The sequence below is a fragment of the Nonomuraea jiangxiensis genome (assembly GCF_900099965.1).
GTDB classification, from domain to species: Bacteria; Actinomycetota; Actinomycetes; order Streptosporangiales; family Streptosporangiaceae; genus Nonomuraea; species Nonomuraea jiangxiensis.
Genome location: NZ_FNDJ01000025.1, coordinates 121,861 through 142,591 on the forward strand (window position 1 = coordinate 121,861; position 20,731 = coordinate 142,591).

21 protein-coding genes are annotated in these 20,731 nt (G+C 73.9%); 14 read left to right on the forward strand and 7 right to left on the reverse strand.

Annotation, left to right across the window (positions count from 1 at the left end):
• Positions 1–4: 4 nt before the first annotated feature.
• A complete protein-coding gene (locus BLS95_RS40710; RefSeq protein WP_245765587.1) occupies positions 5–829 on the reverse strand; it encodes a spheroidene monooxygenase in 825 nt (274 codons plus the stop codon).
• Here BLS95_RS40710 and BLS95_RS40715 point away from each other — a divergent pair.
• A complete protein-coding gene (locus BLS95_RS40715) occupies positions 804–1,400 on the forward strand; it encodes a glycerol-3-phosphate acyltransferase (RefSeq protein WP_090944766.1) in 597 nt (198 codons plus the stop codon). The genes BLS95_RS40710 and BLS95_RS40715 overlap by 26 nt on opposite strands.
• Here the strand turns inward: BLS95_RS40715 and BLS95_RS40720 are convergent.
• The 3 genes from BLS95_RS40720 to BLS95_RS40730 form a co-directional block, all read right to left on the reverse strand.
• Positions 1,351–2,496, reverse strand: coding sequence for a glycosyltransferase family 2 protein (locus BLS95_RS40720; protein WP_245765588.1), 1,146 nt, complete (start codon positions 2,494–2,496; stop codon positions 1,351–1,353). The two genes, BLS95_RS40715 and BLS95_RS40720, sit on opposite strands and share 50 nt — an antisense overlap.
• A gap of 76 nt (positions 2,497–2,572) precedes the next feature.
• On the reverse strand, positions 2,573–4,012 hold the full coding sequence (locus tag BLS95_RS40725; protein ID WP_176993648.1) for a phytoene desaturase family protein: 1,440 nt from the start codon (positions 4,010–4,012) through the stop codon (positions 2,573–2,575).
• Positions 4,000–4,770, reverse strand: coding sequence for a carotenoid biosynthesis protein (locus tag BLS95_RS40730; RefSeq protein WP_245765589.1), 771 nt, complete (start codon positions 4,768–4,770; stop codon positions 4,000–4,002). Before BLS95_RS40730 ends, BLS95_RS40725 begins: the two co-directional genes overlap by 13 nt.
• 271 nt (positions 4,771–5,041) lie before the next feature.
• Between BLS95_RS40730 and BLS95_RS40735 the strand changes: the two genes are divergently transcribed.
• Genes BLS95_RS40735 through BLS95_RS40770 form a run of 8 tightly spaced genes read left to right on the forward strand, consistent with a single transcriptional unit; the run spans position 5,042 to position 12,414 of the window.
• Positions 5,042–5,755, forward strand: a complete 714-nt coding sequence (locus BLS95_RS40735; RefSeq protein WP_176993649.1) for a GntR family transcriptional regulator — start codon at positions 5,042–5,044, stop codon at positions 5,753–5,755.
• A gap of 35 nt (positions 5,756–5,790) precedes the next feature.
• Entirely contained in the window at positions 5,791–7,092 is a 1,302-nt protein-coding gene (locus tag BLS95_RS40740; protein ID WP_090944670.1) for an extracellular solute-binding protein, read from the forward strand.
• On the forward strand, positions 7,089–7,994 hold the full coding sequence (locus BLS95_RS40745; protein ID WP_143044082.1) for a carbohydrate ABC transporter permease: 906 nt from the start codon (positions 7,089–7,091) through the stop codon (positions 7,992–7,994). The genes BLS95_RS40740 and BLS95_RS40745 overlap by 4 nt, the downstream gene beginning before the upstream one ends.
• On the forward strand, positions 7,991–8,824 hold the full coding sequence (locus BLS95_RS40750; RefSeq protein WP_090944676.1) for a carbohydrate ABC transporter permease: 834 nt from the start codon (positions 7,991–7,993) through the stop codon (positions 8,822–8,824). Before BLS95_RS40745 ends, BLS95_RS40750 begins: the two co-directional genes overlap by 4 nt.
• Positions 8,821–9,756, forward strand: a complete 936-nt coding sequence (locus tag BLS95_RS40755; RefSeq protein ID WP_090944679.1) for an N-acetylglucosamine kinase — start codon at positions 8,821–8,823, stop codon at positions 9,754–9,756. Before BLS95_RS40750 ends, BLS95_RS40755 begins: the two co-directional genes overlap by 4 nt.
• A gap of 2 nt (positions 9,757–9,758) precedes the next feature.
• On the forward strand, positions 9,759–10,439 hold the full coding sequence (locus BLS95_RS40760; protein WP_090944682.1) for an N-acetylmannosamine-6-phosphate 2-epimerase: 681 nt from the start codon (positions 9,759–9,761) through the stop codon (positions 10,437–10,439).
• Positions 10,440–10,468: 29 nt separating this feature from the next.
• Positions 10,469–11,659 carry a hypothetical protein gene (locus BLS95_RS40765; protein WP_090944685.1) on the forward strand — a complete coding sequence of 397 codons (1,191 nt, stop codon included), beginning with the start codon at positions 10,469–10,471 and terminating at the stop codon, positions 11,657–11,659.
• Complete coding sequence (locus BLS95_RS40770) at positions 11,656–12,414, forward strand: sugar isomerase domain-containing protein (protein ID WP_245765590.1); 759 nt, start codon at positions 11,656–11,658, stop codon at positions 12,412–12,414. Before BLS95_RS40765 ends, BLS95_RS40770 begins: the two co-directional genes overlap by 4 nt.
• Before the next feature lie 69 nt (positions 12,415–12,483).
• Here the strand turns inward: BLS95_RS40770 and BLS95_RS40775 are convergent, their stop codons facing one another.
• On the reverse strand, positions 12,484–13,071 hold the full coding sequence (locus tag BLS95_RS40775) for a helix-turn-helix domain-containing protein (protein ID WP_245765591.1): 588 nt from the start codon (positions 13,069–13,071) through the stop codon (positions 12,484–12,486).
• 52 nt (positions 13,072–13,123) lie between these two features.
• Between BLS95_RS40775 and BLS95_RS40780 the strand changes: the two genes are divergently transcribed.
• Positions 13,124–14,041 carry an ornithine cyclodeaminase family protein gene (locus BLS95_RS40780; protein WP_090944691.1) on the forward strand — a complete coding sequence of 306 codons (918 nt, stop codon included), beginning with the start codon at positions 13,124–13,126 and terminating at the stop codon, positions 14,039–14,041.
• Complete coding sequence (locus BLS95_RS40785) at positions 14,038–15,156, forward strand: aminotransferase (protein WP_090944694.1); 1,119 nt, start codon at positions 14,038–14,040, stop codon at positions 15,154–15,156. Before BLS95_RS40780 ends, BLS95_RS40785 begins: the two co-directional genes overlap by 4 nt.
• Before the next feature lie 34 nt (positions 15,157–15,190).
• Here the strand turns inward: BLS95_RS40785 and BLS95_RS40790 are convergent, their stop codons facing one another.
• Positions 15,191–16,474 carry a M20/M25/M40 family metallo-hydrolase gene (locus BLS95_RS40790; protein WP_090944697.1) on the reverse strand — a complete coding sequence of 428 codons (1,284 nt, stop codon included), beginning with the start codon at positions 16,472–16,474 and terminating at the stop codon, positions 15,191–15,193.
• A complete protein-coding gene (locus BLS95_RS40795; RefSeq protein WP_090944700.1) occupies positions 16,471–17,466 on the reverse strand; it encodes an Lrp/AsnC family transcriptional regulator in 996 nt (331 codons plus the stop codon). Before BLS95_RS40795 ends, BLS95_RS40790 begins: the two co-directional genes overlap by 4 nt.
• A gap of 97 nt (positions 17,467–17,563) precedes the next feature.
• Between BLS95_RS40795 and BLS95_RS40800 the strand changes: the two genes are divergently transcribed.
• Genes BLS95_RS40800 through BLS95_RS40810 form a run of 3 tightly spaced genes read left to right on the forward strand, consistent with a single transcriptional unit; the run spans position 17,564 to position 20,717 of the window.
• Positions 17,564–18,856, forward strand: a complete 1,293-nt coding sequence (locus tag BLS95_RS40800; protein ID WP_090944702.1) for an MFS transporter — start codon at positions 17,564–17,566, stop codon at positions 18,854–18,856.
• On the forward strand, positions 18,853–19,794 hold the full coding sequence (locus tag BLS95_RS40805; protein ID WP_176993650.1) for a pyridoxal-phosphate dependent enzyme: 942 nt from the start codon (positions 18,853–18,855) through the stop codon (positions 19,792–19,794). Before BLS95_RS40800 ends, BLS95_RS40805 begins: the two co-directional genes overlap by 4 nt.
• Positions 19,791–20,717 (forward strand): hypothetical protein, encoded by a 927-nt coding sequence (locus tag BLS95_RS40810; RefSeq protein WP_090944704.1) that lies wholly within the window; start codon positions 19,791–19,793, stop codon positions 20,715–20,717. Before BLS95_RS40805 ends, BLS95_RS40810 begins: the two co-directional genes overlap by 4 nt.
• Positions 20,718–20,731: the final 14 nt, after the last annotated feature.

Below are 20,731 nucleotides of genomic sequence, written 5' to 3' on the forward strand. Positions count from 1 at the left end.
CGCGTCAGCGCAGCGGGTCGGCTCCGTCCCACGTGCCCTCGGCCGCGTACGGGGTGAAGCGGGCGAACAGCTCCTCGGCGTACCAGTCGTGGACCCGTACCCGGTCGATGACCCGGCGGTGCGCCTCGCCCCGGTAGGCGAAGGCGCGTACCGCCGCTCGGTCGCGCCACAGCGAGAAGGTCGCCTGCCGGGCCAGCGGCCACTCCCCCAGGCCGATGGAGGCCAGGCAGCCCTCCTGCCGCCGCAGCAGGTCGTCGACCTGCGGCACCGAGCGGTAGAAGGCCGGCAGGCGGTGAAGCCGGATCGACGCCCTGGTGAGCACCGCCACGGGCCCCTCCGCGCCGCCACCCCGGACCGCCGCGCCGTCGAACGACTCGCCTCCGGACGGGGCCCCGGGCAAGAGGTCACGTCCCGGGCCGGCGCCGGGCAGCGGGTCGCCATCCTGCCAGGCGCCGCGCAGCGGGTCGCGTCTCCGGCAGGCGCCGCGCAGCGGGTTGCGGCCCGACCAGGAGCCGCGCGAGGCCACCGGGGTCAGCCGCACCTGCCAGAGCTCGCGGGCCTCCGTCCGCCAGCGGGCGGCGATCGGCGAGGTGCGCAGGAACTCCTCCAGATCGTCCTCTCCACGCCAGACCGCGAACAACGCCCACCGCCGCAGGTCTGCGCCCAGCGACATCGAGCGGCCCCGGCCGGTGCCGAGCAGCCGCCAGAACCGCAGCCCGCCCGTGCGCCGCAGCAGCGGTCGGTCGAAGGCCATGTGCCGCATCGCGCCGGCGCCGCCGTACCGGATGAGGTGGAACGACGCGATGGTTGAGGTGCTCGTGGCGGTCATCGCCGGTTACCTGCTCGGCTCGGTGCCGGTCGCGGTCCTGGTGGGGCGCGGGCACGGCGTCGATCCGCGTGACGTCGGCGACCGGAACCCGGGGTACTGGAACGTCAAGGAGCGACTCGGCCGGCGGGCGGCCGTGCCGGTGTTCGCCGGGGACACGCTGAAGGGCGCGCTGGCCGCCGGGGCGGGGCTGCTGGTCAGCGGCGCGCACACCACCGGGCTGGGCGTCGTGACTGGCGCGAGCGTGGCGCCGGTGTACCTGGCCGTGGCGGCGGCCATGGCGGGGCACGCCTGGCCGGTCTTCGCCTCCTTCCGGGGCGGCCGCTCGGTCCTCACCTTCGCGGGCGGCGTCGCGGTCATCTGCCCGCCGGCGTTCGTGCTGGCGGTGGCCGTGCTGGTGGTGACGGCGACGGTGCTGCGCTCGTTCGCGGTGGGGGCGCGCCTGGCGGTGTTCGGCGTGCCGGTGCTGCAGCTGCTGTTCGCGCCCGCGGAGCTGGTGGCGGCCACCGGAGGGCTGATGTGCCTCATCGGTCTGCGTTTCGGCCAGGCCGCGCTGGCCGCGCGCCGCCGCTGACCGCCGGATACGTACGGCCGCGCCACGTCCGGACCGGCCGCAGCGTGGCCTGGGTCAGCCGGAACGCGGACGCGGGGTCGAGCAGCGGCGACAGCAGCAGGCCCGCGCCGGGTCCGCGGTAGCTGCCACGCAGCGCGCCCGTCAGGAGCAGCCGCACCGCCAGCAGCGCCAGATCCAGTCCGGTGGGGCGGCCGGCGGCCAGGCGGAGCACGGGCAACGCCCCGGTCAGCCAGATGACGGCCAGGTCGGCCGCCTGCCATCCGGGGCCGGTCACGTCGCGCAGCGGCAGCGAGCGCCCCCACTCCCGCCACAGCTCGCGAACCGAGTCGTGCATGTCGACCTCCAGCAGCCCGCCCGCGTCCAGGAAGCCCACCGACCAGCCGCGCCCGGCCAGGCACCTGGCCAGCGCCACGTCGTCGGTCATCCGGTCCCGTACGAGCGCGAACCCGTCCGCCTCGCTCATCCGCGCCCGGCGGAAGGCCAGGCACTGGCCGTTGGCGACGACGCGGTGCGGCGGCGGCGGGCTCGCCGGGCCGACAGGGCCGAACCGATAGACCAGCGTCGCCAGCATGGAAGCGTGCAGGGCCTGCTCCAGTACGCCGTCGCAGACGAACCGGGGGGCGGCGCTCACCAGGTCGTACCGCTCCAGGGCGCCCGCCAGCGCCCCGAACAGGCCGGGCTCGGGCCGGGCGTCGGCGTCCAGGGTGACCACGACGTCGCCGCCGGCGGCGGCCACCCCCTCGCGCAGCGCCCACTGCTTGCCCACCCACCCGGCGGGCAGCGGCCCGGCGGTGACGACCTTGGCCCCGAGCGAGGCGGCTACCTCGGCAGTGCCGTCGCTCGAACCGTCGTCGACCACGATCACCTCGTTGACTGTGGCGGCTCCGCGCACCGCGCGCAGGCACGGCCCGATCCTGGCCGCCTCGTCGCGGGCGGGGATCACCACGGAGATCGTCCCGTCGGGGGCTGGCACGGGCCGCAACGGCGGCAACCGCCGCCGCCCACGCGCGAGCCGGGCGACCACGACAACGCCCGCCACACCCTGCGCGACGGCGAGCGTCCTCACCACGCAGGACGCGGCGGTGAGCGGCCTCACCGCGCGCCCCCACGCAGCGGGCTCACCGTGGGCCGTCCACGCGGCGGGCTCATCGTGGGCCGCCCGCGCGGCGGGGTCATCGTGGGCCGCCGTGGAAGTCCTGGGCGACCAGGCTGGCCACGATGTGGGCGCCCAGAGCGACCATGGGCAGGCCGCCGCCGGGATGGGCCGAGCCGCCCACCAGGTACAGGCCGCGCCGGGGGCCCCGGTTGCCGGGCCGCAGGAAGGGGGCGAGCCTGCCGCGGTGGGCGCTGCCGTAGATGGCGCCGCCCCAGGCCCCGTAGCGGTCGCGCAGGTCCGCCGGGGTGAAGACGTCGGCGAAGCGCAACCGGCCCGCCAGGTCGTGGCCGCGTTCGGCCAGCCGCTCCAGCACCAGGTCCCGGTACGCCTCCACCCGGATCGGCCACCGCCCCGGATCGCGGGCGGGCACGTTGACGAGCACCGTCCAGTTCTCCGCGCCCGGCGGAGCCTGGGAGGCGTCGTCCACGGCCGAGCAGCCGATGTAGACGGTCGGGTCGCGCGGCGGGCTCCCTCGGTCGAAGATGTCGGCGAACTCCCGTTCGTAGCCGGCCGAGAAGAGCACCGAGTGGTGCGGCAGCCCGGGCGTGCGCCCCTCCACTCCGGCCAGCAGCAGCAGCGCCGAGGACGAGGTCCCGAGCCGGGCGATCCGGCGCAGCCGCCCGCGGTCGGGCAGCAACCGTCCGTACAGGGCGGCGGCGTCGGTGTTGGCCACCACGACGTCGGCGCGAACGCCTTCCCCGCTCGCCAGCCGCACCCCCGTGACGCGGGAGCCACGGGTTTCGACGGCGGCGACCGGCTCCGACAGGAACACCCCGACACCCGCGGCCTTCAGCAACAGGGCCAGGTCGTCGGCCAGCCGCGCCAGGCCGCCCGGCGCGTACCAGACGCCCTGCCCGTGCTCCAGCGCCGGGACGCAGCCCAGCGCGGCGGGCGCGCGGTACGGGCTCGACCCGGCGTAGGTGGCGTAGCGGCCGACGTACTGACGCAGGCGGGCGTCGCGGAAGTACCGGCGGGCCAGCCCGTCCAGGGTGCGCCCGGGGGCCACCGCCAGCAGGTCGGACAGCCGGGCCTCGTCCGGCGGGCGGAGCAGCGGCCCGGCGAACACGGTCCGCTCGGCCGCCCGCAGGCAGCCCCGCGCCCAGCCGTGGAAGGCGTGCCAGGACCGCCCCTCCCCCGGGGCCAGCCGCTCCACCTCGGCGGCCATCCGCTCCGGGTCGCGCCGGGCGTCCAGCACGCTTCCGTCGGCGAACCGGTAGCGGCACAGCAGCTCCGGCTCGACCAGCTCCCGCCCGAGCCCCAGCGCGCGGAAGAGCTCCGGCATGGTGAGCAGGGAGGGCCCCAGGGAGAAGGTGAAACCGTCCCGGCGATGCTCGGCCAGCTTGCCGCCCAGCCGCGGCAGCCGCTCGTACAGCCGGACCTCGTGGTCCTGCCTGGCCAGCAGCAGCGCGCACACCATGCCGCCCACGCCGCCGCCGATCACCGTCACCTCCGCCATGACCGCCTCCATGCCGGCGCGGCGAACGCGCCCATCGCGATCCCGCCGGCCGCCGCCACCAGCGGGTCGGGCGGGTCGAACACCGCCGCGAAGGCGACCGTCTCCATCACCGCCATGACCGTGTACAGGGCGAGCAGCCCCCGGTCCGGCCCGGCGTCGCGGGAAACGCGGCCGATGACCAGCATGACCAGCGCCGACACCAGCAGCCAGCCCGCGAAGTTGGTCCACGGGACGCCGCGGTAGGCGCCGTCCCGCGCCCACGCCCACAGCCCGAGGCGGACCATCTGCGGGTCGAGGAACAGGTCCCACGCCGTCAGCGCGCCCGCGCCCGCGCAGACGCGCGCCCACCGGCCGGCCGGGGCGACGGAGGCCGCCACCGCGTATGCCGCCAGGCCCATGCCGCCCCAGGCCAGCGCCACCACCACGGGTACGCCGCCCACCTGCGGCCACAGCACGCCGGTGTAGCGATAGTCGCCGAAGGGGAACCCGGTCAGCACGCCGGCCAGCTCGGCCGCGTACCCGGTCAGCACCGCCGCGCCGAACGCGGCCACCGCCCTGCGCGCACCCCACGCGTACGCGCCGAAGGCCACGGCGCAGACCGCCAGCAGCACCACGATGAGCCCGGTGAAGCGCTCAGGCCGGGCGCTCAGGCCGGAGGCCACCTGGCAGCCCATCATGGCCACCAAGGACAGCACGCCCAGCGCGCGTGCCGGCCCGAGGGCCGCGCCCGTCGCCTGTTCGCCCTGCGTCTGGTTCACACACTGTCTTTCGAAGGTGGCGCGTTCACGGTTGTACGTGCCCGGCGGCGTCCCAAGCCAGCGCCATGATCGTCCCAGCGTCCGGGCGAGGATCGGCCGGTGGCGGTGGTCGTGAGGGCGTCTAGACCACAGATCCGCCACTGACGGCCGGACACCCGAACCGACCAGCATTTTTCCCGATTCCGGCCGGGCTCTGGTCTACATAGGTCTGCTCCGTGGTCTGGCCTCGCCTCTCCCTCGGGCCTAGCGTGCAGACAAGGAGGTGAGAACCGTGTCGCTCGGAAGGTCGGCGGATCGAACGGGCGAGACGCACGCCCGGCTCCTCGACCTGATCCACTCGCTGCCGCCCGGAGCGCGCATCCCCTCGGAGCGCGACCTCGCCGAGCGCTGGGGCGTCGCCCGGATGACGCTGCGCAAGGCGATCGACCGGCTCGTCCTGGCGAGCCTGCTCGAACGGCGGCACCGGCGCGGCACCTACACCTGCCGCCCGCGGGTGCGGCGCGGCCTGACGGTCTCCTCCTTCACCGAGGAGATGACCCGGCGCGGCATCCGGGCCGGCAGCAAGACCCTGGCGCTGCGCCGGATCCGCGCGACCACCGAAGTCGCCAGGCGCCTGCGGGTCCCCGAGGGAGAATCGGTCATCCGTTTCACCCGGCTGCGCCAGGGCGACGGCGAACCCGTCGCCATCGAGACCAACTACGTGCCCGCCCGGCTGTTCCCTGACCTGACCGAGGCGGACCTGGACGGCTCCTGGTACGCGGTGATGGCCGAGAAGTACGGCGTGGACGTCAGCGCGGGCACCGCCGAGGTCCAGCCCGCCCTCCCCGACGAGCGCACGGCCGAACTGCTGGGCATCACGTCCGGCGAACCGTGCTTCCGGATCCGCACCGTGGTCAGGGACCGCAGGGGCCGGGTCGTCGAGTACGGCGAGTCGGTCTGCCGCGGCGACTACTACACGATCACCGTGGACCTCATACCGACCTAGCACACCCCCCATCCCGCAAGAACCTGGAGGTAACCATGCCCAGGTACCGTCAGCATCGGCGTCTACTGGCAATTACGGCCGTCCTTATCTCGACCGCCGGCTCGGTCGCGGCCTGCGGCGGCGGGGGCGGCGGCTCCGGGGACGGCACGGTCACGCTGACCTTCTGGACCCACACCCACCCCCCGATGATCGAGCTGAACAAGAAGCTCATCGCCGAGTACGAGGCCAGGAACCCCAAGGTCAAGATCGAGTACCAGACCATCCCGAACACCGAATTCGGCACCAAGATGCTGACCTCGCTGAGCACCGGGTCCGGCCCCGACATCATCAACATGGACGACAACGCCCTGCGCGGCGAGTACATCCCCAAGAACCTCCTCGCACCGGTGGACCCGGCCGGCTTCGGCAAGAAGTCGGCCGCCGACCTGGAGGCCGGCTACGTGCCCGGCACCCTCGACGGGGCCAAGGACGCCGGCGGCACCCTGTACGGCGTGCCGAGCGAGTTCAACGGCACCGCCTTCGCGATCAACACCAAGCACTTCCAGGACGCGGGCCTCGACCCTGAGCAGCCGCCGAAGACATGGCAGGAGGTCATCGACAAGGGCAAGGCGCTCAACAAGGCCGGGCACAAGCAGGCGTTCAACTTCCTCTACCTGCACTCCGGCTGGTACAGCCAGTGGTTCCAGACCCTGGCCAACCAGACCGGCGGGGCGATCCTGTCGCCGGACGGCAAGAGCCCCGCCCTCGGGACGCCCGGCACCAAGCAGGCGCTCGACCTGTGGGTGGAGCTGGCCAGGACCTCGGGCATCGCCGACCCGAAGACGTCCTCGCGGGACGCCACCGTGCCGTTCCAGGACCTGGCGAGCGGGACGCAGTCGATGGCCATCGTCTACCCGTGGGCGATGGAGCAGATCCGCCAGTCCAACCCCGACACCTACAAGGACCTGGCCGTGGTGCCACTGCCGCAGGTGAACCCGGCCAAGCCGGTGAGCCGCGTCTACGGCTACTTCTGGGCCGTCAACAAGGCGAGCGAGCACCAGGCCGAGTCCTGGCGCTTCATCTCCTACCTGGCCGGTCAGCACGACCGGTGGCTCAGCGACGTGAGCTTCGTCCAGCCGGTGACCGGTTGGCAGGACAGCGCGCCGGCCAAGAAGATCCCCGGCATCGACGTCATCGCGCAGGCGTACGCCGAGGGCCGCTACGACCAGGTCGGACCCCACTGGAGCGAGGTGCAGGACACCCTGCGCAAGGCCGTGGACGAGGCGGTCTTCGACGGCAGACCGGTGGACGCCGTGCTGAACGAGGCCGACGAGGCCGTACGCCGGAGCCTGAGTTGACGGTCACCACCACGACGCCCACGACCCGCCGCCCGTCCCCGCCGGGGCGGCGGCGGCCCCGGGTGAGCGGCAGGAACGTGCTCGGCGCGATGCTCTCGATGCCCGCGCTGGCGCTGTTCGCGCTCTTCGCGATCTATCCGGGCCTGCGGGTGTTCTACCTGAGCCTGTTCGACTACAGCCTGACCTCGCCACCGGAGTTCGTCGGGCTGGACAACTTCACGTTCCTGGCCGGAGATCCGCGCTTCCACGAGGCGCTGCTCCACTCGCTGGTCTACACCGTGGGCACGTATCTTCCCGCGCTGGCCCTGGCGCTCGTGCTGGCGGTGGCGCTGTCGCGGCGGATGAGAGGCGCCGGCTGGGTCAGGCTGCTGTACTTCCTGCCGGTCGCGACCAGCTGGGTGGCCATCTCGGTGGTCTGGCGGCTGGTCCTGCACCCGGACGGCCTGCTCAACCAGACGTTCGGCCTGGACGTGGACTGGCTGACCAGCTCCGCCGCGGCCACGTGGGCACTGGTGATCATGGGGATCTGGAAGGAGACGGGCTTCTTCCTCATCCTCTACCTGGCCGGGCTGTCCCGCCTGCCCGGCGAGGTGTACGAGGCCGCCCAGATGGACGGCGCCGGCGCCTGGCAGTCCTTCTGGCGCATCACGTTCCCGCTGCTCAAGCCCATCACCGCGATCTGCTCGGTGATGGGCGTCATCAGGGGGTTGCAGGCGTTCAGCCCGCAGGTGGTGCTCACGGACGGGGCCTTCGGCACCGAGGTGGTCAACCTGTTCGTCTACAAGACCGCATTCGAGAACGCGCGCATGGGACGGGCCAGCGCGGTCGCCGTGTTCATGTTCCTCGTCCTGATCGCCGTGACCATGCTGCAGCTGCGCGCCTTCCGCAGGGAGGACGGATGACGGTCAGGTCCCGCCTCGTGGGCTGGGCGTTGTTCCTGGTGGTGGCGGCGGGCGGCATCGCGTTCGCGGCGGTGCTGGCCTACGCCGTGGTCTCGGCGCTGAAACCGCCCGGCGAGGTGTTGTCGGTGCCGCTGCGGTGGTGGCCGAGCCAGGTGGACTGGCACAACTTCGCGCTGCCGTTCCTGGAGACGCCCTTCGCCCGCTACTACACCAACAGCGTCTTCGTCGGCGTCGTCGTGACCCTGCTGAACGTCCTGACGTGCACGCTCGCCGGCTACAGCTTCTCCAAGTTCAGCTACCCCGGCAGGAACGTCGCCTTCGTGATCGTACTGGCCACGCTGATGGTGCCGCTCGAGGTCATCTACGTGCCGCTGTACTCGCTGGTCTACGACCTGGGCTGGGTCAACAGCTTCGCCGGGCTCATCGTGCCGGCGGGCACCAGCGCGTTCGGCATCTTCCTCATGCGGCAGAGCATCGACGCCGTGCCCGACGAGCTGCTGGAGGCGGCCCGGCTGGACGGGGCCGGCGTCCTGGTCAGCCTGGGGCGCATCGTCGTCCCGCTCGTCCGGGGGCCGATGGCCGCCCTGGCGCTGTTCATCTTCATGATGAACTGGGACAGCCACCTGTGGCCGCTGCTCGTGGCCTCCGACGACGAGCACCGGACGTTGCCCGTCGGCCTGGCCGCGATGCAGGCCAACAACCTGGGCGCGGCCGGCGTGCCGATGATGATGGCGGCGGCGGTGCTGGCCATGGCGCCCACCGTCCTGCTGTTCCTGTCCCTGCAACGGCGGTTCGTTGAGGGCGTGGCGATGAGCGCGGGGATCCGGTGAGCGGCCTGTACGTGGGCGTGGACGGCGGCCAGTCCACCCTGCGGCTGACGGTCGCCGGGTCCGGCGTCGTCCACGAGGCGCCCGGGTTCAGCTATCCCCACCCCGACCCCGTCTCGGCCATCGCCGAGACCGTGGCCCAGGCGTGGGCCGCGGCGAACCGGCCGGGACCGGTCGCCAGGGTGGCGCTCGGGCTCACGGGCCTGCCCGCCCGGCCGGAGCAGCGTGACCTGCTGGCCGGGAAGATCGCCGCGACGCTGCGCGCCGAGGAGGTCGTCCTGTGCGCGGACAACGTCACCGCGCACGCGGGCGCTCTGCCCGGCGGGCACGGCGTGGTGCTGACCATCGGCACCGGCGTCGGCTGCCTGGCCGTGGACTCCGCCACCGGCACCAGCAACCGCGTCGACGGCTGGGGCCATCTGTTCGGCGACGACGGCAGCGCCTTCGCCATCGGCCGGGCGGGCATCGCGGCGGTGCTGCGCGCGCATGACGGCCGCGGCCCGCGTACCGCGCTGTCCGGCGCGGCCCTGCGCAGGTACGGCCCGGTCACGCGGATGCCGTCCCTCATCTACACCTCCGGCGCCGCGGTCGACGTCACCGCCAGGTTCGCCCCCGACGTGGTCGCCACGGCGGCCGGCGGGGACGAGGTGGCCGCGCGGATCGTCGCCGCCGCCGGGCGCGAGCTGGCCGGGACCGCCGCCACGGCGGTGCGCGCGGTCTCCGGCGACGCGCCGGTGCCGGTCACCCAGACCGGGCGCCTCGTCGAGCCCGGTGGCCTGCTCGCGGAGACGTTCCTGGCCGAGCTTGCCGCCACCGTCCCGCGCGCCAGGCCGGTGCCGGCCGCGGGCACCTCGCTCGACGGCGCCTGCCGCCTGGCCACCGCCTCCGACCCCGCCCCCTACCGCTCCCGCCTGCACATCTATCGAGGTCTTTGACGATGCCGCCCGTTCTCCCTCCGCCCCTTCCGCCCCGCTCGCTCGTCGTCTCCTGCCAGGCCGCCGCGACCAGCCCGCTGCACGGGCCCGGCCCGATGGCGATGATGGCCCGCGCCGCCGAGCAGGCCGGTGCCGTCGCGATCCGCGCCAACGGCCCGGCCGACGTGGCCGCCATCGCCGAGGCCGTCCGGCTGCCGATCATCGGCATCAACAAGACCGGCGACCGCGCCGGCGTCTTCATCACTCCGACCGTCGCCGCCGCCGCCGAGGTGATCCGCGCGGGAGCCACCCTGGTCGCCCTCGACGGCACCCTGCGGCCCCGGCCGGACGGCACGACCCTGGCCGAGCAGATCGCCGCCATCCACGACGAGTACGGCGTGCCGGTCATGGCCGACGTGGACGGCTACGAGGCCGGGCTCGCCGCCCGCGAGGCCGGCGCCGATCTCGTGGCCACCACCTTGTCCGGCTACACCGGCCCAGGTCCCGTTCCGGCCGGACCGGACGTGGAGCTGGTGGCCGCCCTGGCCGCGGCGCTCGACTGCCCGGTGGTCGCCGAGGGCCGCTACTCGACGCCCGAGCAGTTCCGCGCGGCGCTCGACGCGGGCGCGCACGCCGCCGTCGTCGGCACCGCGATCACCAACCCGGGCGCGATCGTCCAGCGGTTCCTGGGGGCGGTGGCATGAGGTCCGGGTACGGCCGCAGCCCCCTCCCCGTGCCTGTCGGCACGCCCCTGGGCGGGTACGCGGCCCGCGCCGGCCGCTCCACGGGCGTACTCGACGAGCTGGAGGTCTCCGTGGTGACCCTGGGCCGGCTCGCCTGGGTGGTGGCCGACCTCCCCTACGTCAACACCGACCTGGCCGAGGCCGTCCGCCGGGCCGTGCTGCGGGTGGCGCCCGGCCGGGACGTGTGGGTGTCGGCCACGCACACCCATTCCGGCCCCGACACGTCCTGCCCTGACGCCCCTTCCAGGACCCCGGCCCGCTGGCTGGCGGAGGTCCCGGAGGCCGCCGCCGCGGCGGCCCGCTCGGCGGTGGCCGGGGAGCGGGACGTGGAGCTGGGCGTGCGCCGCCTCCGGCTGTCCGGCGTGGGCGGGCAGCGCTCCGGCGTGCGCCCGCGGCGTACGGTGCCGGTGGAGGTGCTGACCTTCGGCCCGCCCGGCGGGGAGCCGTCCGGGGTGCTCGTCGTGCTGCCGGTCCATCCGACGGTGCTCGGCGCGGACAACCTGCTGGCAGGGCCGGACCTGTCCGGCGCTGTCAGGCGGGCGCTGTCCGGGCGGCTCGGCGGCGCGTGGGTCGTGGTCGCCACCGGCGCGGCGGGTGACGTCAGCACCCGGCCGCACCGCCGCGCGCAGACGCCGGAGGAGTGCGCGCGGCTGGGCGCCCTGGTGGCCGAGTCGGTCCTGCGCTGCCTGCGCGAACCCGCCCGCTCGACCGTTCCCGAGGAGGCCGCCGTGCACGTGACGGAGGTGCGGGTGCCGCTGCGGCCAAAACCGCCGGGCGGACCGGCGGCCGGTGAGCTGGAGGAGCGGCTGCGCGCGGCCGAGGAGGGCGGCGACCAGGTCGCGATCCGCACGGCCTGGACCGCGCTCCAGGCCGCCCGCCTGGCGGCGGGGCAGCCTCCTCCCGCGGACCTGTCCTGCGCCGTGTCGGTCGCCCGGCTCGGCCCCCTGTCGCTCGTCGCCCTGGGCGCCGAGCCGTACCTGGACCTGGCCGCCCGGCTGGACCGCGCGGCCGGAGGGCCCGCCGTCCTGCTCGGCTACACCAACGGCTACCTCGGTTACCTGCCCGTCCGCGCGGCCTACCGGCGCCCCGAGTACGAGGTGCTGCGCTCCCCCGTGGCCCCCGGCAGCGCGGAACACGTCCTGGCCCAGGCCACAGAGCTGGTACGGAAGGAACATCATTGACCACCCTCGACCGCCCGATCGCCCTGCAGGTGCTGCAGGAGGCCATGGACCGGGTCATCGCCACCCAGCTGCCGGCGATCGGCCAGGCCGCCCGCCTGTGCGCCGACGCGCTCGCCGCCGACGGGATCATCCAGGTCTTCGGCACCGGGCACTCCCGCGCGTTCGCCATGGAGATCGCCGGCCGCGCGGGCGGCCTCATCCCCACCAACCAGCTGAGCGTCAAGGACGTCGTCATGTACGGCGGCGCCGACCCGGCGGAGATCCTCGACCCGGCGAGCGAGCGCGACCCTGCGCTGGCGCACCGCGTGTGGGCGCTGCACGACGTGCGCCCGGACGACGTGTTCCTGATCGCCTCGAACTCCGGCATCAACGGCGCCGTCGTGGAACTGGCCGCGCTGGCCCGCGCCAACGGCAACCCGGTCATCGCCGTCACGTCGCTGGCGCACAGCAGGTCGCAGCCTTCCCGGCACCCGTCGGGGCGGCGGCTCCTCGACGTGGCCGACGTGGTGATCGACAACTGCGGGGTGCCGGGCGACGCGGCCCACCAGCTGCAGACGGGGGCGATGATCGTACCCACCTCGACCGCGACCGGCGTGCTCGTGGCCCAGCTGATCAACGTGGCGGTCTGCACCGACCTGCTGGACCGGGGCATCGAGCCGCCGGTGTACGTGTCGGCCAACGTCGCGGGCGGCGACGCCCACAACGAGCGCCTCGGCGCCCGCTACGGCTCCCGGGTCCGCCTCAGCGAGCCCTGAGCGTGAGCGGCGCCGCCCGAAGGTTGCGTCAACCATGGAGGCGAACGGATGTGGCCCCGAGCCCGCGCGCTAGGCCAGTTGCACGACGCGGACGAAGCGGGCCGGCTTCCGGCCGGTGTTGGCGTAGGCGTAGCGCCGGTCGCTGGCCAGGCGGGCCGATCCGCCGGCCCGCACGCTCACCGGCCGCGTCCCCTCGACCTCAAGGGTGAGCGTGCCGTCGATGACGTAGAACAGCTCTTCGGAGCCCGCGGGGTCGGGCTGGGCGTCGTAGCGGTCGCCCGGCTGCAACGTCCACTCCCACAGCTCGGCGGCGGGCTGGTGCCGGGTGGCGACCTGCAGCGCCGCATGGCTGCCCGCGGTGGAGGACCACACACCGGCCGCCGCGCCGGGAGCATGGACCACGATCGGGTCCGGCCGGCTGTCCCGGGTGAGCGAGGCGAAGTCCGTCCCGAAGGCGCGGGCGATCTTGTCCACGGTCACCAGGCTGGGGTTGGCCTGGCCCTGCTCGACGAGCGTGAGCATGCGGCGGCTCAGCCCTGTGGCGTCGGCGAGCTGCTGGACGGTCAGCCCCGCGCCCTTGCGGCGCCGTCGCACCTCCTCGCCCAGCCGCATGAGGAACTCGGCGGTCGGCCCACTGGAGACGGTCTCGTCGGCCACGTCCATCCTCCCTGGTTCCCAGCCACGCAGTTTGCGCACTATATTGCGCATTATGAGTATTCCCATCATAGCCGACGGCAGCGGTCCCGTCCTGCCGGAGACGGCCGTCCAGGCCCGGGTGCGGGAGGCGTTCGCGCAGCTCGCGGCGGGCCGCGCGGTCCAGCCGCAGCAGGTCGTGACCGATCTGCCCGGCGGCGGCGACGTGATCGCCTACCAGGCGGTCCTCGCCGACGCGGGGGTCTACGCCGTGAAGGTCTCGCCCTACCTCCCGCAGCCGGAGGGCAAGGCGGTCGTCACGGCCTGGACGCTGCTGCTGTCCACCCGTACGGGGGAGCCGCTGCTGCTGGCGGACGCCGGACGCCTCACCACCGAGCGCACCGCCGCCACCACCGCGCTGGCCGTCGACCTGCTCGCCCGCCCCGGCGCCCGCTCGCTGGCGGTCGTCGGCCTCGGCCCGGTCGGCCGCGCGCACCTGCGCCACGCCCGCGCCGTACGGGCCTTCGACGACGTCCGCGTCTACTCGCGCACCGCCACCGAGGCGGACCTCGACGGCCTCGGCGAGGTGAAGCTCGCCGGCAGCGCGGACGAGGCCGCCGAGGGGGCCGACGTGGTGCTGCTGTGCACCTCGGCGGCCGCTCCCGTCATCGACGTGCGCCGCCTGTCCCCCGGCACCCTGGTCACCTCGATCTCCACCAACGCGCCCATGGCGCACGAGATCGACCCGGCCGCCCTGCCCGGCCTCGACGTGTACGCCGACCACGCGCCCGCCGCCCACGCCGCCGCCGGTGACCTGCGCATCGCCGCCGCCGAGCACGGCTTCACCCTCCAGTCCATCCGCGGCGACCTGGCCGGCCTCGTCTCCGGCTCCGCGCCCGCGCCCACCGGCGGCAGGCCGGTGTACTTCCGCTCCGTCGGGCTCGGCATCGAGGACGCCGCCGTCGCCCTGGCCGTCCTGGAGAGCCTGGCGTGAAGATCGCCCCGTTCGGTGTCGAGCAGTGGATGAACACCTACGAGACCCGCTGCACCCACAACCTCGCCGAGACCTGCGTGGAGTCGCTCACCGTCGCCCAGTTGCTCGACCTGGCCGGCCACGGCGACTCGATGCCACGGGAGCTGCTTCCCCTGCGGCTCGCCTACGGCGCCATCGAGGGCAGCGAACGCCTGCGCTCGGCCGTCGCCGCCCTCTACGACCGCCAGGCCGCCGGCAACGTCATGATCGCCCACGGCGGCGTCGGCGCCAACCACCTGGTGCACCTGACGCTGGTGGAGCCCGGCGACCGCGTGGTGTCGGTGCTGCCGACCTACCAGCAGCACTACTCGATCCCCGAGTCCATCGGCGCCGACGTGCGCATCCTGCCGCTGCGCGAGGAGAACGGCTGGCTGCCCGACCTGGAGGAGCTGGCCGCGCTGGTCGAGGGCGGCGCCAAGCTCGTCGCCGTCAACAATCCCAACAACCCGACCGGCTCGCTGATGGACCGCGCCTTCCTGGAGCAGGTCGTACGCATCTGCGACCGGGCCGGTGCCTGGCTGCTGTGCGACGAGGTCTACCGCGGCATCGACCAGGCCGACCCGGGCACCACCGTCTCGGTGGCCGACCTGTACGAGCGCGGCATCAGCACCGGTTCGATGTCCAAGGCGTTCTCCCTGGCGGGGCTGCGCCTGGGCTGGGCCGTCGGCCCCGCCTCGCTCATCGACGAGCTGACCGTCCACCGCGACTACAGCACGATCAGCGTCGGGGTCGTGGACGACCTGCTCGCCGCCATCGCGCTGGAGAACGCCCCCGCCATCCTGGGCCGCAACCGCGCGATCACCCGAGCCAACCTCGCCACGCTGTCCGGCTGGGTCGAGGCCCAGCCCGGGATCAGCTGGGTCAGGCCGCGGGGCGGCACCACGGCGCTGCTGCGGCACGAGCTGCCCGTACCCTCCCGTGAGCTGTGCGTCCAGCTACTGGAGGAGACCGGCGTCATGCTCACCCCGGGCAGCGCCATGAGCATGGAGGGCTACCTGCGCATCGGCTACGCCAACAACCCGGCCGTCCTAGCGGCCGGCCTGCCGCTCCTCGGGGAGTTCCTCGACAGCCGCTGAAGGATCGGCCGGTGCAGGGTCAGCCGGTGCAGGGTCAGTACGTGGACAGCAGGTCGCGCAGCACCCGCGCCCCGAACCGCAGCGCCGACACCGGCACCCGCTCGTCCACGCCGTGGAACATGGCCGCGAAGTCGAGCTCCGGCGGCAGCCGCAGCGGGACGAAGCCGTAGCCCCGGATGCCCAGCCGGTCGAAGGTCCTGTTGTCGGTGCCCGCCGACAGGCAGTACGGCACCACCCGCGCCTGCGGGTCCTCGGCCCGCAGCGCCGCCAGCATGGCCTCGACCAGCGGCGTGTCGAAGGGCGCCTCGACGGCCTCCTCGACGTCGATGAACTCCCGCCGCACCGAGGGCCCGGCCAGCCGGTCGATCGTGTCCAGGAAGTCGTCGCGCAGCCCCGGCAGGAACCGGCCGTCCACCTCGGCGACGGCCAGTTCCGGCACCACGTTGGTGGCGTACCCGGCCTGGAATCTGGTCGGGTTGGCGACGTGCACCAGGCTCGCGCCGACGAAGCGGGCCACCGGCCCGAGCCGGTCCAGTACGGAGTCGAGGTCGTCCTCGTCGAAGGGGACGCCGCAGGCGTCGCAGATCTCGGCGAGCATGCGGCGCGTGGTCGGGGTGAGCCGCCGCGGCCACGGGTGGGAGCCGATCCTGGCGATCGCCGCGGCCAGCTCGGTCAGCGCGCTGTCGGGGTGCAGCATGGAGGCGTGCCCGGCCCGCCCGCTGGCCGTCAGCCTGAGCCAGGCCAGCCCCTTCTGCGCCGTCTCGACGAGATAGAGCCGCAGGCCGGGGGCCGGCTCGACCGAGTAGCCGCCGACCTCGCTGATCGACTCGGCGCAGCCCTCGAACAGCTCGGGCCGCTTGGCGACGAGGTGGCGGGCGCCGTGGTCGCCGCCGGTCTCCTCGTCGGCCAGCCAGGCGAAGACGAGGTCGCGGCGGGGGCGCAGCCCCGAGCGGGCGACGGCCGCCATCATCGCGGCCATGTGCTTCATGTCCACCGCGCCGCGGCCCCATACGCAGCCGTCGGCGATCTCGCCGGAGAACGGCGGCACCGTCCACTCGCGCGGGTCGGCGGGCACCACGTCGAGGTGCCCGTGCACGAGCAGGCCGGGCAGCGAGGGGTCGCTCCCGGGCACGCGCAGCACGACGTTCCCGCGGCGCGGCGCCGTCTCGACGTAGAGCGGGTCGAGCCCGGCCTCGGTCAGCCAGGTCATGACCAGCTCGGCGGCCTCGCGCTCGCCCGGGCCCGGGTTGCTGGTGTCCACGCGGATGAGCTCGGCGCACATCCGCACGGCCTCGTCCTCGTAACGGTCCGGGGTCATAGGGGTCTCCTGGTGAGACGGCCGTCCTTCAGCAGGTGGCCGCGCTTGTAGGCGTGCGTGATGAAGGACATGTCCACGTCGTAGACCTCGTCCAGCCCGCCGATGAACTCGGTGGCCAGCTCGTACAGGTCGCTCTCGTGGGTGAGGCACACCTCGACGAGCAGGTCGTGGGTCCCGGCGATGGCCGCGCAGTAGCGGACGCCCGGATGGCCGGCCAGCGCCCTGCCGACCTTGTCGATGCCGGCCGGCCGCACCTCCAGGCCGAGCTGGGCCTCGACCTGGAGGCCGAGCAGCGCGGGCTCGACCTCGGCCCGCAGGTGGACGAGGCGGCGCTCCAGCAGCCAGCCCACCTTGCGGGCGGCGGTCGGCACCGAGGTGCCCAGCTCCTCGGCGATCTGGGTGTAGCTCATCCGGCCGTCGCGTACGAGCAGGTCGGCGACCGCCCGCTCGGCCTGGCCGAGCTCCACGTGAGCGGGCAGCTCGGCCAGCGTCGGCACCGCGCACGCCCGCAGCGACTCGACCTCGCCCGGGTCGAGCAGCGGCGCGTGCCAGTCGGCGACCGTGGTGAACGTGCGCAGCACCACCTCAGACTCCGTGGCCCGCACGCCCGGCATGGCGGGCAGCTCGCGGGTGAGGATCTCGTGCAGCCGCTGGAGCGGGTCGGGCCCGTAGGCGATCAGCTCGCACCACACGTCGGCGGCCCCGGTCATCGCGAACACGCTCCGCACGTCGGCCCGCGCGGCCAGCGCGGCGGCGGTGGCGTCCACGCTGCCCGGGTCGGTGATCACGCGCACGTGAACGGGTTTGCCGACACCGGAGCGGAGGTCGTCGAGGATCGCGGTGATCCGGATCGCGCCGTCGGCGAGGAGCCGTTGCAGCCGCCGCGCCACGGTGCGCTCGTGCTCCCCCACCGCACGGGCGAGATCGCCCCACGAGGCGCGGGGCGCCACCTGCAGAGCCGCGGCCAGGCGGCGATCAAGCACATCTAACATGTCTGAATCTTATAGCTGATCACCCGTCATGACGGTTGTGTTAAAGAATTCGACTGATACTTGCCGAATTTTAATGACTAGGGCCAAACTGCGTGACATGGTACTTGCGTCCCCCCTGCGCAGCCGGGTCCGCCAGCTGACCGCCACCTCGATCGGCAACGTCGTCGAGTGGTACGACTGGCTCACCTACGCGTTTCTCAGCACATATTTCGCCGACCAGGTGATCCCCGCCTCCAATCACGCGGCCTCGCTACTCGGCACGTTCGCCGTGTTCGCGGTCGGCTTCGTGATGCGCCCGGTCGGCGGGCTGGTCATCGGACTGATCTCCGACAGGTACGGCAGACGCACGGCCATGACGCTGACCATCCTGCTCATGGGGATCGGCCAGCTCATGATGGTCGTACTGCCCACGTACGAGCAGGTCGGCCTGCTCTCCCCGATCCTGCTCGTGGTCTCCAGGCTGGTCCAGGGCTTCTCCGTCGGCGGCGAGTTCGCGGTGTCGTCGGTGTTCCTGGTCGAGTCGGCCACCCCCGGGCGGCGCGGACTGTACTCCAGCATGAGCTACTTCAGCTCCAACCTCGGGCAGCTGCTCGCCTCCGGCATCGCCGCGCTGTTCAGCAACCTGCTGTCCAGGGCCGACATGTTGAGCTGGGGCTGGCGCATGCCGTTCCTGATCGGCGCCGTCACCTGCCTGAGCGGCCTGTGGATCAGGAGCGGCACGCACGAGACGTACGCGCTGGCCGAGGCCATCAAGCAGGGCCGGGCCGAGCGGCCGCGCATGTGGGACTTCCTGCGCCACCACCCCCGCGAGTCGCTGCTGGTGGTCGGCATGACGATCGGTGCCACGGTGAGCTTCTACACGTGGTCGGTCTACCTGCCCAGCTACGCCGAGACGACGGCCGGCACCGACCCGGCCCAGTCGCTGCTGGCCACCACGATCGCGCTGGCCTTCTTCACCGTGATCCAGCCGGTCGGCGGGCTGCTGTCGGACCGCATCGGCAGGAAGCCGATGCTGGTGGTGTTCGGCATCGGGTTCACGCTGCTCACCGTGCCGCTGCTGTCCCTGCTGGACCGGTCGTTCTGGAGCCTGCTCTGGATCTCGTGCGTGGCCATGCTGCTGCTGACCGGCTACACCGCGGTCTGCTCGGCGGTCATGTCCGAGCTGTTCCCCGCGAAGGTGCGTACCGCGGGCCTCGGCATGCCGTACTCGGCGACGGTAGCCCTGTTCGGCGGCACCGCGCCGTACGTCGCCACGGCGTTCATCGACGCCGGGCACACCGCGCTGTTCGGCTGGTACGCGACCCTGCTCATGCTGATCTCCACGCTGGTGTACATCGGGATGCGGGAGACCAAGGACGTCGTCCTCGAGGTCGCCGGAGCCGAGGCGTGAGCGAGACCCGGCAGGTGCGCCCGCCCTCCGGCGACGACCTCGACCGCGCCTGGGCGGCGGTCGCCGGGCGGCTGGACCCCACGCCGCTGGCGCCCACGGCGCTCGCGCCCGGCGCGCTGCTGAAGCTGGAGTCGTTCCAGCCGACCGGCTCGTTCAAGGTGCGGGGCGCGATCGCCGCGCTGTCCGCCCTCCCGGCCGGCGTGGCGGCCGTCACGGCGAGCGCCGGCAACCACGCGCTCGGCATGGCCCACGCCGCGGCGGCGACCGGCAGGAAGGTCACCGTGGTCGTCGCCGAGACGGCGTCGCCCGCCAAGGTCTCCGCGCTGCGGAACTTCCCGGTCGAGCTGGTCAGGCACGGCTCCGGCTTCGACGCGGCCGAGGCGCACGCGCTGGAGCTGGCCGGTCCCGGCCGCGTCTACGTCTCGGCCTACAACGACCCGCACGTCATCGCCGGTCAGGCGACCATCGGCCGCGAGCTGGACGCCCAGGCCGCCGGCCCGCTCACCGTGGTGTGCGGGGTCGGCGGCGGCGGGCTGGCGGCAGGGCTGGGCATGTGGGCCGAGCGGCGCGGGGACGTCCGGGTGGTGGGGGTGGAGGCCGCGGCCTCCCGCGGGGTCTCCGCGTCGGTGGCGGCCGGGCGCGTGGTGACCGTCACCGTCGGCGAGACCCTCGCCGACGGCCTGAGCGGGAACATCGAGCCCGGTTGCGTCACCCCGTCGGTGATCAGCGGCCGGGTCCGGCTCACCTCCGTCACCGAACCCGAGGTGGGCGAGGCCATGCGGTGGCTGTTCACCCGGCACGGGCTGGTCGCCGAGGGCGCCGGAGCCGTGGGCGTGGCGGCCGTACTGGCCGGGAAGGTGGAGATCGTTGGCAGGCTCGTGGTGGTGCTCAGCGGGCGCAACATCGCGCCCGCGGCCTATGCGGAGGCGATCGCGTGAGGGTGCTGACGGAGGACGAGGTCCGGGCCCTGGTCGGCCCCCGGCTCGCACTGGCCGTGACCAAGGAGGCCCTGGTGGCGCAGGCCGCGGGGGCGGTGTCCCAACCCGACCCGTGGCACCTGGAGCTCCCCGAGGTCCGGGGCGAGGTGCACATCAAGGGCGCCCACCTGCACGGCGCCACCCACTTCGCGGCCAAGCTGGCGACGGGCTTCTACGCCAACGCCGCCAAGGGCCTGCCGGTCAGCTCCGGCCTGAGCGTGATCGCCGACGCGGAGACCGGGTTCCCCGAGGTGATCGCCCTCGACAACGGCTACCTGACCGAGCTGCGCACCGGGGCGGCGGGCGCCGCCGCGACCGAGGCCCTCTCGCGCCCGGACGCGGCCGTGGTCGCGGTGATCGGCCCCGGCGCCCAGGCCCGCTACCAGCTCCGCGCGCTGCTGGAGGTGCGCGACCCCGTGGAGCTGCGCCTCTACGGGCGCGACCCGGAGCGGGCGGCCGCGTTCGCCGAGGAGATGCGCGCGCTGCACGGCTGGAAGGTGGTCCTCGCGCCGAGCGCCGAGGCGGCCGTACGGGAGGCCGACGTCGTGCACACCGTCACCCCGTCACGCGAGCCCGTGATCTCCGGGGCCTGGCTGTCGCCGGGCGCCCACGTCACGGCGGTCGGCGCCGACATGGCCGGCAAGCGCGAGCTGGACGCGGCGGTGCTGGAGCGGGCGGACGTGGTCGCGGCCGACGACGTGCGGCAGTGCAGGGCGATCGGCGAGCTGCAGTACGCCCCGCGCCGGCCCGCCGTCGCCCTGGGTGACGTCATCGCGGGCCGGGCGCCCGGCCGCACGTCGCCCGGCCAGATCACGGTGGCCGACCTGACCGGCCTCGGCGCCGAGGACGCGGCCATCGGCACCGCCCTGGCCCGCGCCCTGTGACCGGCCGGCAGCGG

Bases quoted from the DNA above. Each gene is read 5' to 3' on its own strand.
- BLS95_RS40715 (WP_090944766.1), top strand. From the start codon at position 804: ATGGTTGAGGTGCTCGTGGCGGTCATCGCCGGTTACCTGCTCGGCTCG.
- BLS95_RS40795 (WP_090944700.1), bottom strand. From the start codon at position 17,466: ATGTTAGATGTGCTTGATCGCCGCCTGGCCGCGGCTCTGCAGGTGGCG.
- BLS95_RS40725 (WP_176993648.1), bottom strand. From the start codon at position 4,012: ATGGCGGAGGTGACGGTGATCGGCGGCGGCGTGGGCGGCATGGTGTGC.
- BLS95_RS40790 (WP_090944697.1), bottom strand. From the start codon at position 16,474: ATGACCCCGGACCGTTACGAGGACGAGGCCGTGCGGATGTGCGCCGAG.
- BLS95_RS40750 (WP_090944676.1), top strand. From the start codon at position 7,991: ATGACGGTCAGGTCCCGCCTCGTGGGCTGGGCGTTGTTCCTGGTGGTG.
- BLS95_RS40740 (WP_090944670.1), top strand. From the start codon at position 5,791: ATGCCCAGGTACCGTCAGCATCGGCGTCTACTGGCAATTACGGCCGTC.
- BLS95_RS40780 (WP_090944691.1), top strand. From the start codon at position 13,124: ATGAGTATTCCCATCATAGCCGACGGCAGCGGTCCCGTCCTGCCGGAG.
- BLS95_RS40760 (WP_090944682.1), top strand. From the start codon at position 9,759: ATGCCGCCCGTTCTCCCTCCGCCCCTTCCGCCCCGCTCGCTCGTCGTC.
- BLS95_RS40710 (WP_245765587.1), bottom strand. From the start codon at position 829: ATGACCGCCACGAGCACCTCAACCATCGCGTCGTTCCACCTCATCCGG.
- BLS95_RS40800 (WP_090944702.1), top strand. From the start codon at position 17,564: ATGGTACTTGCGTCCCCCCTGCGCAGCCGGGTCCGCCAGCTGACCGCC.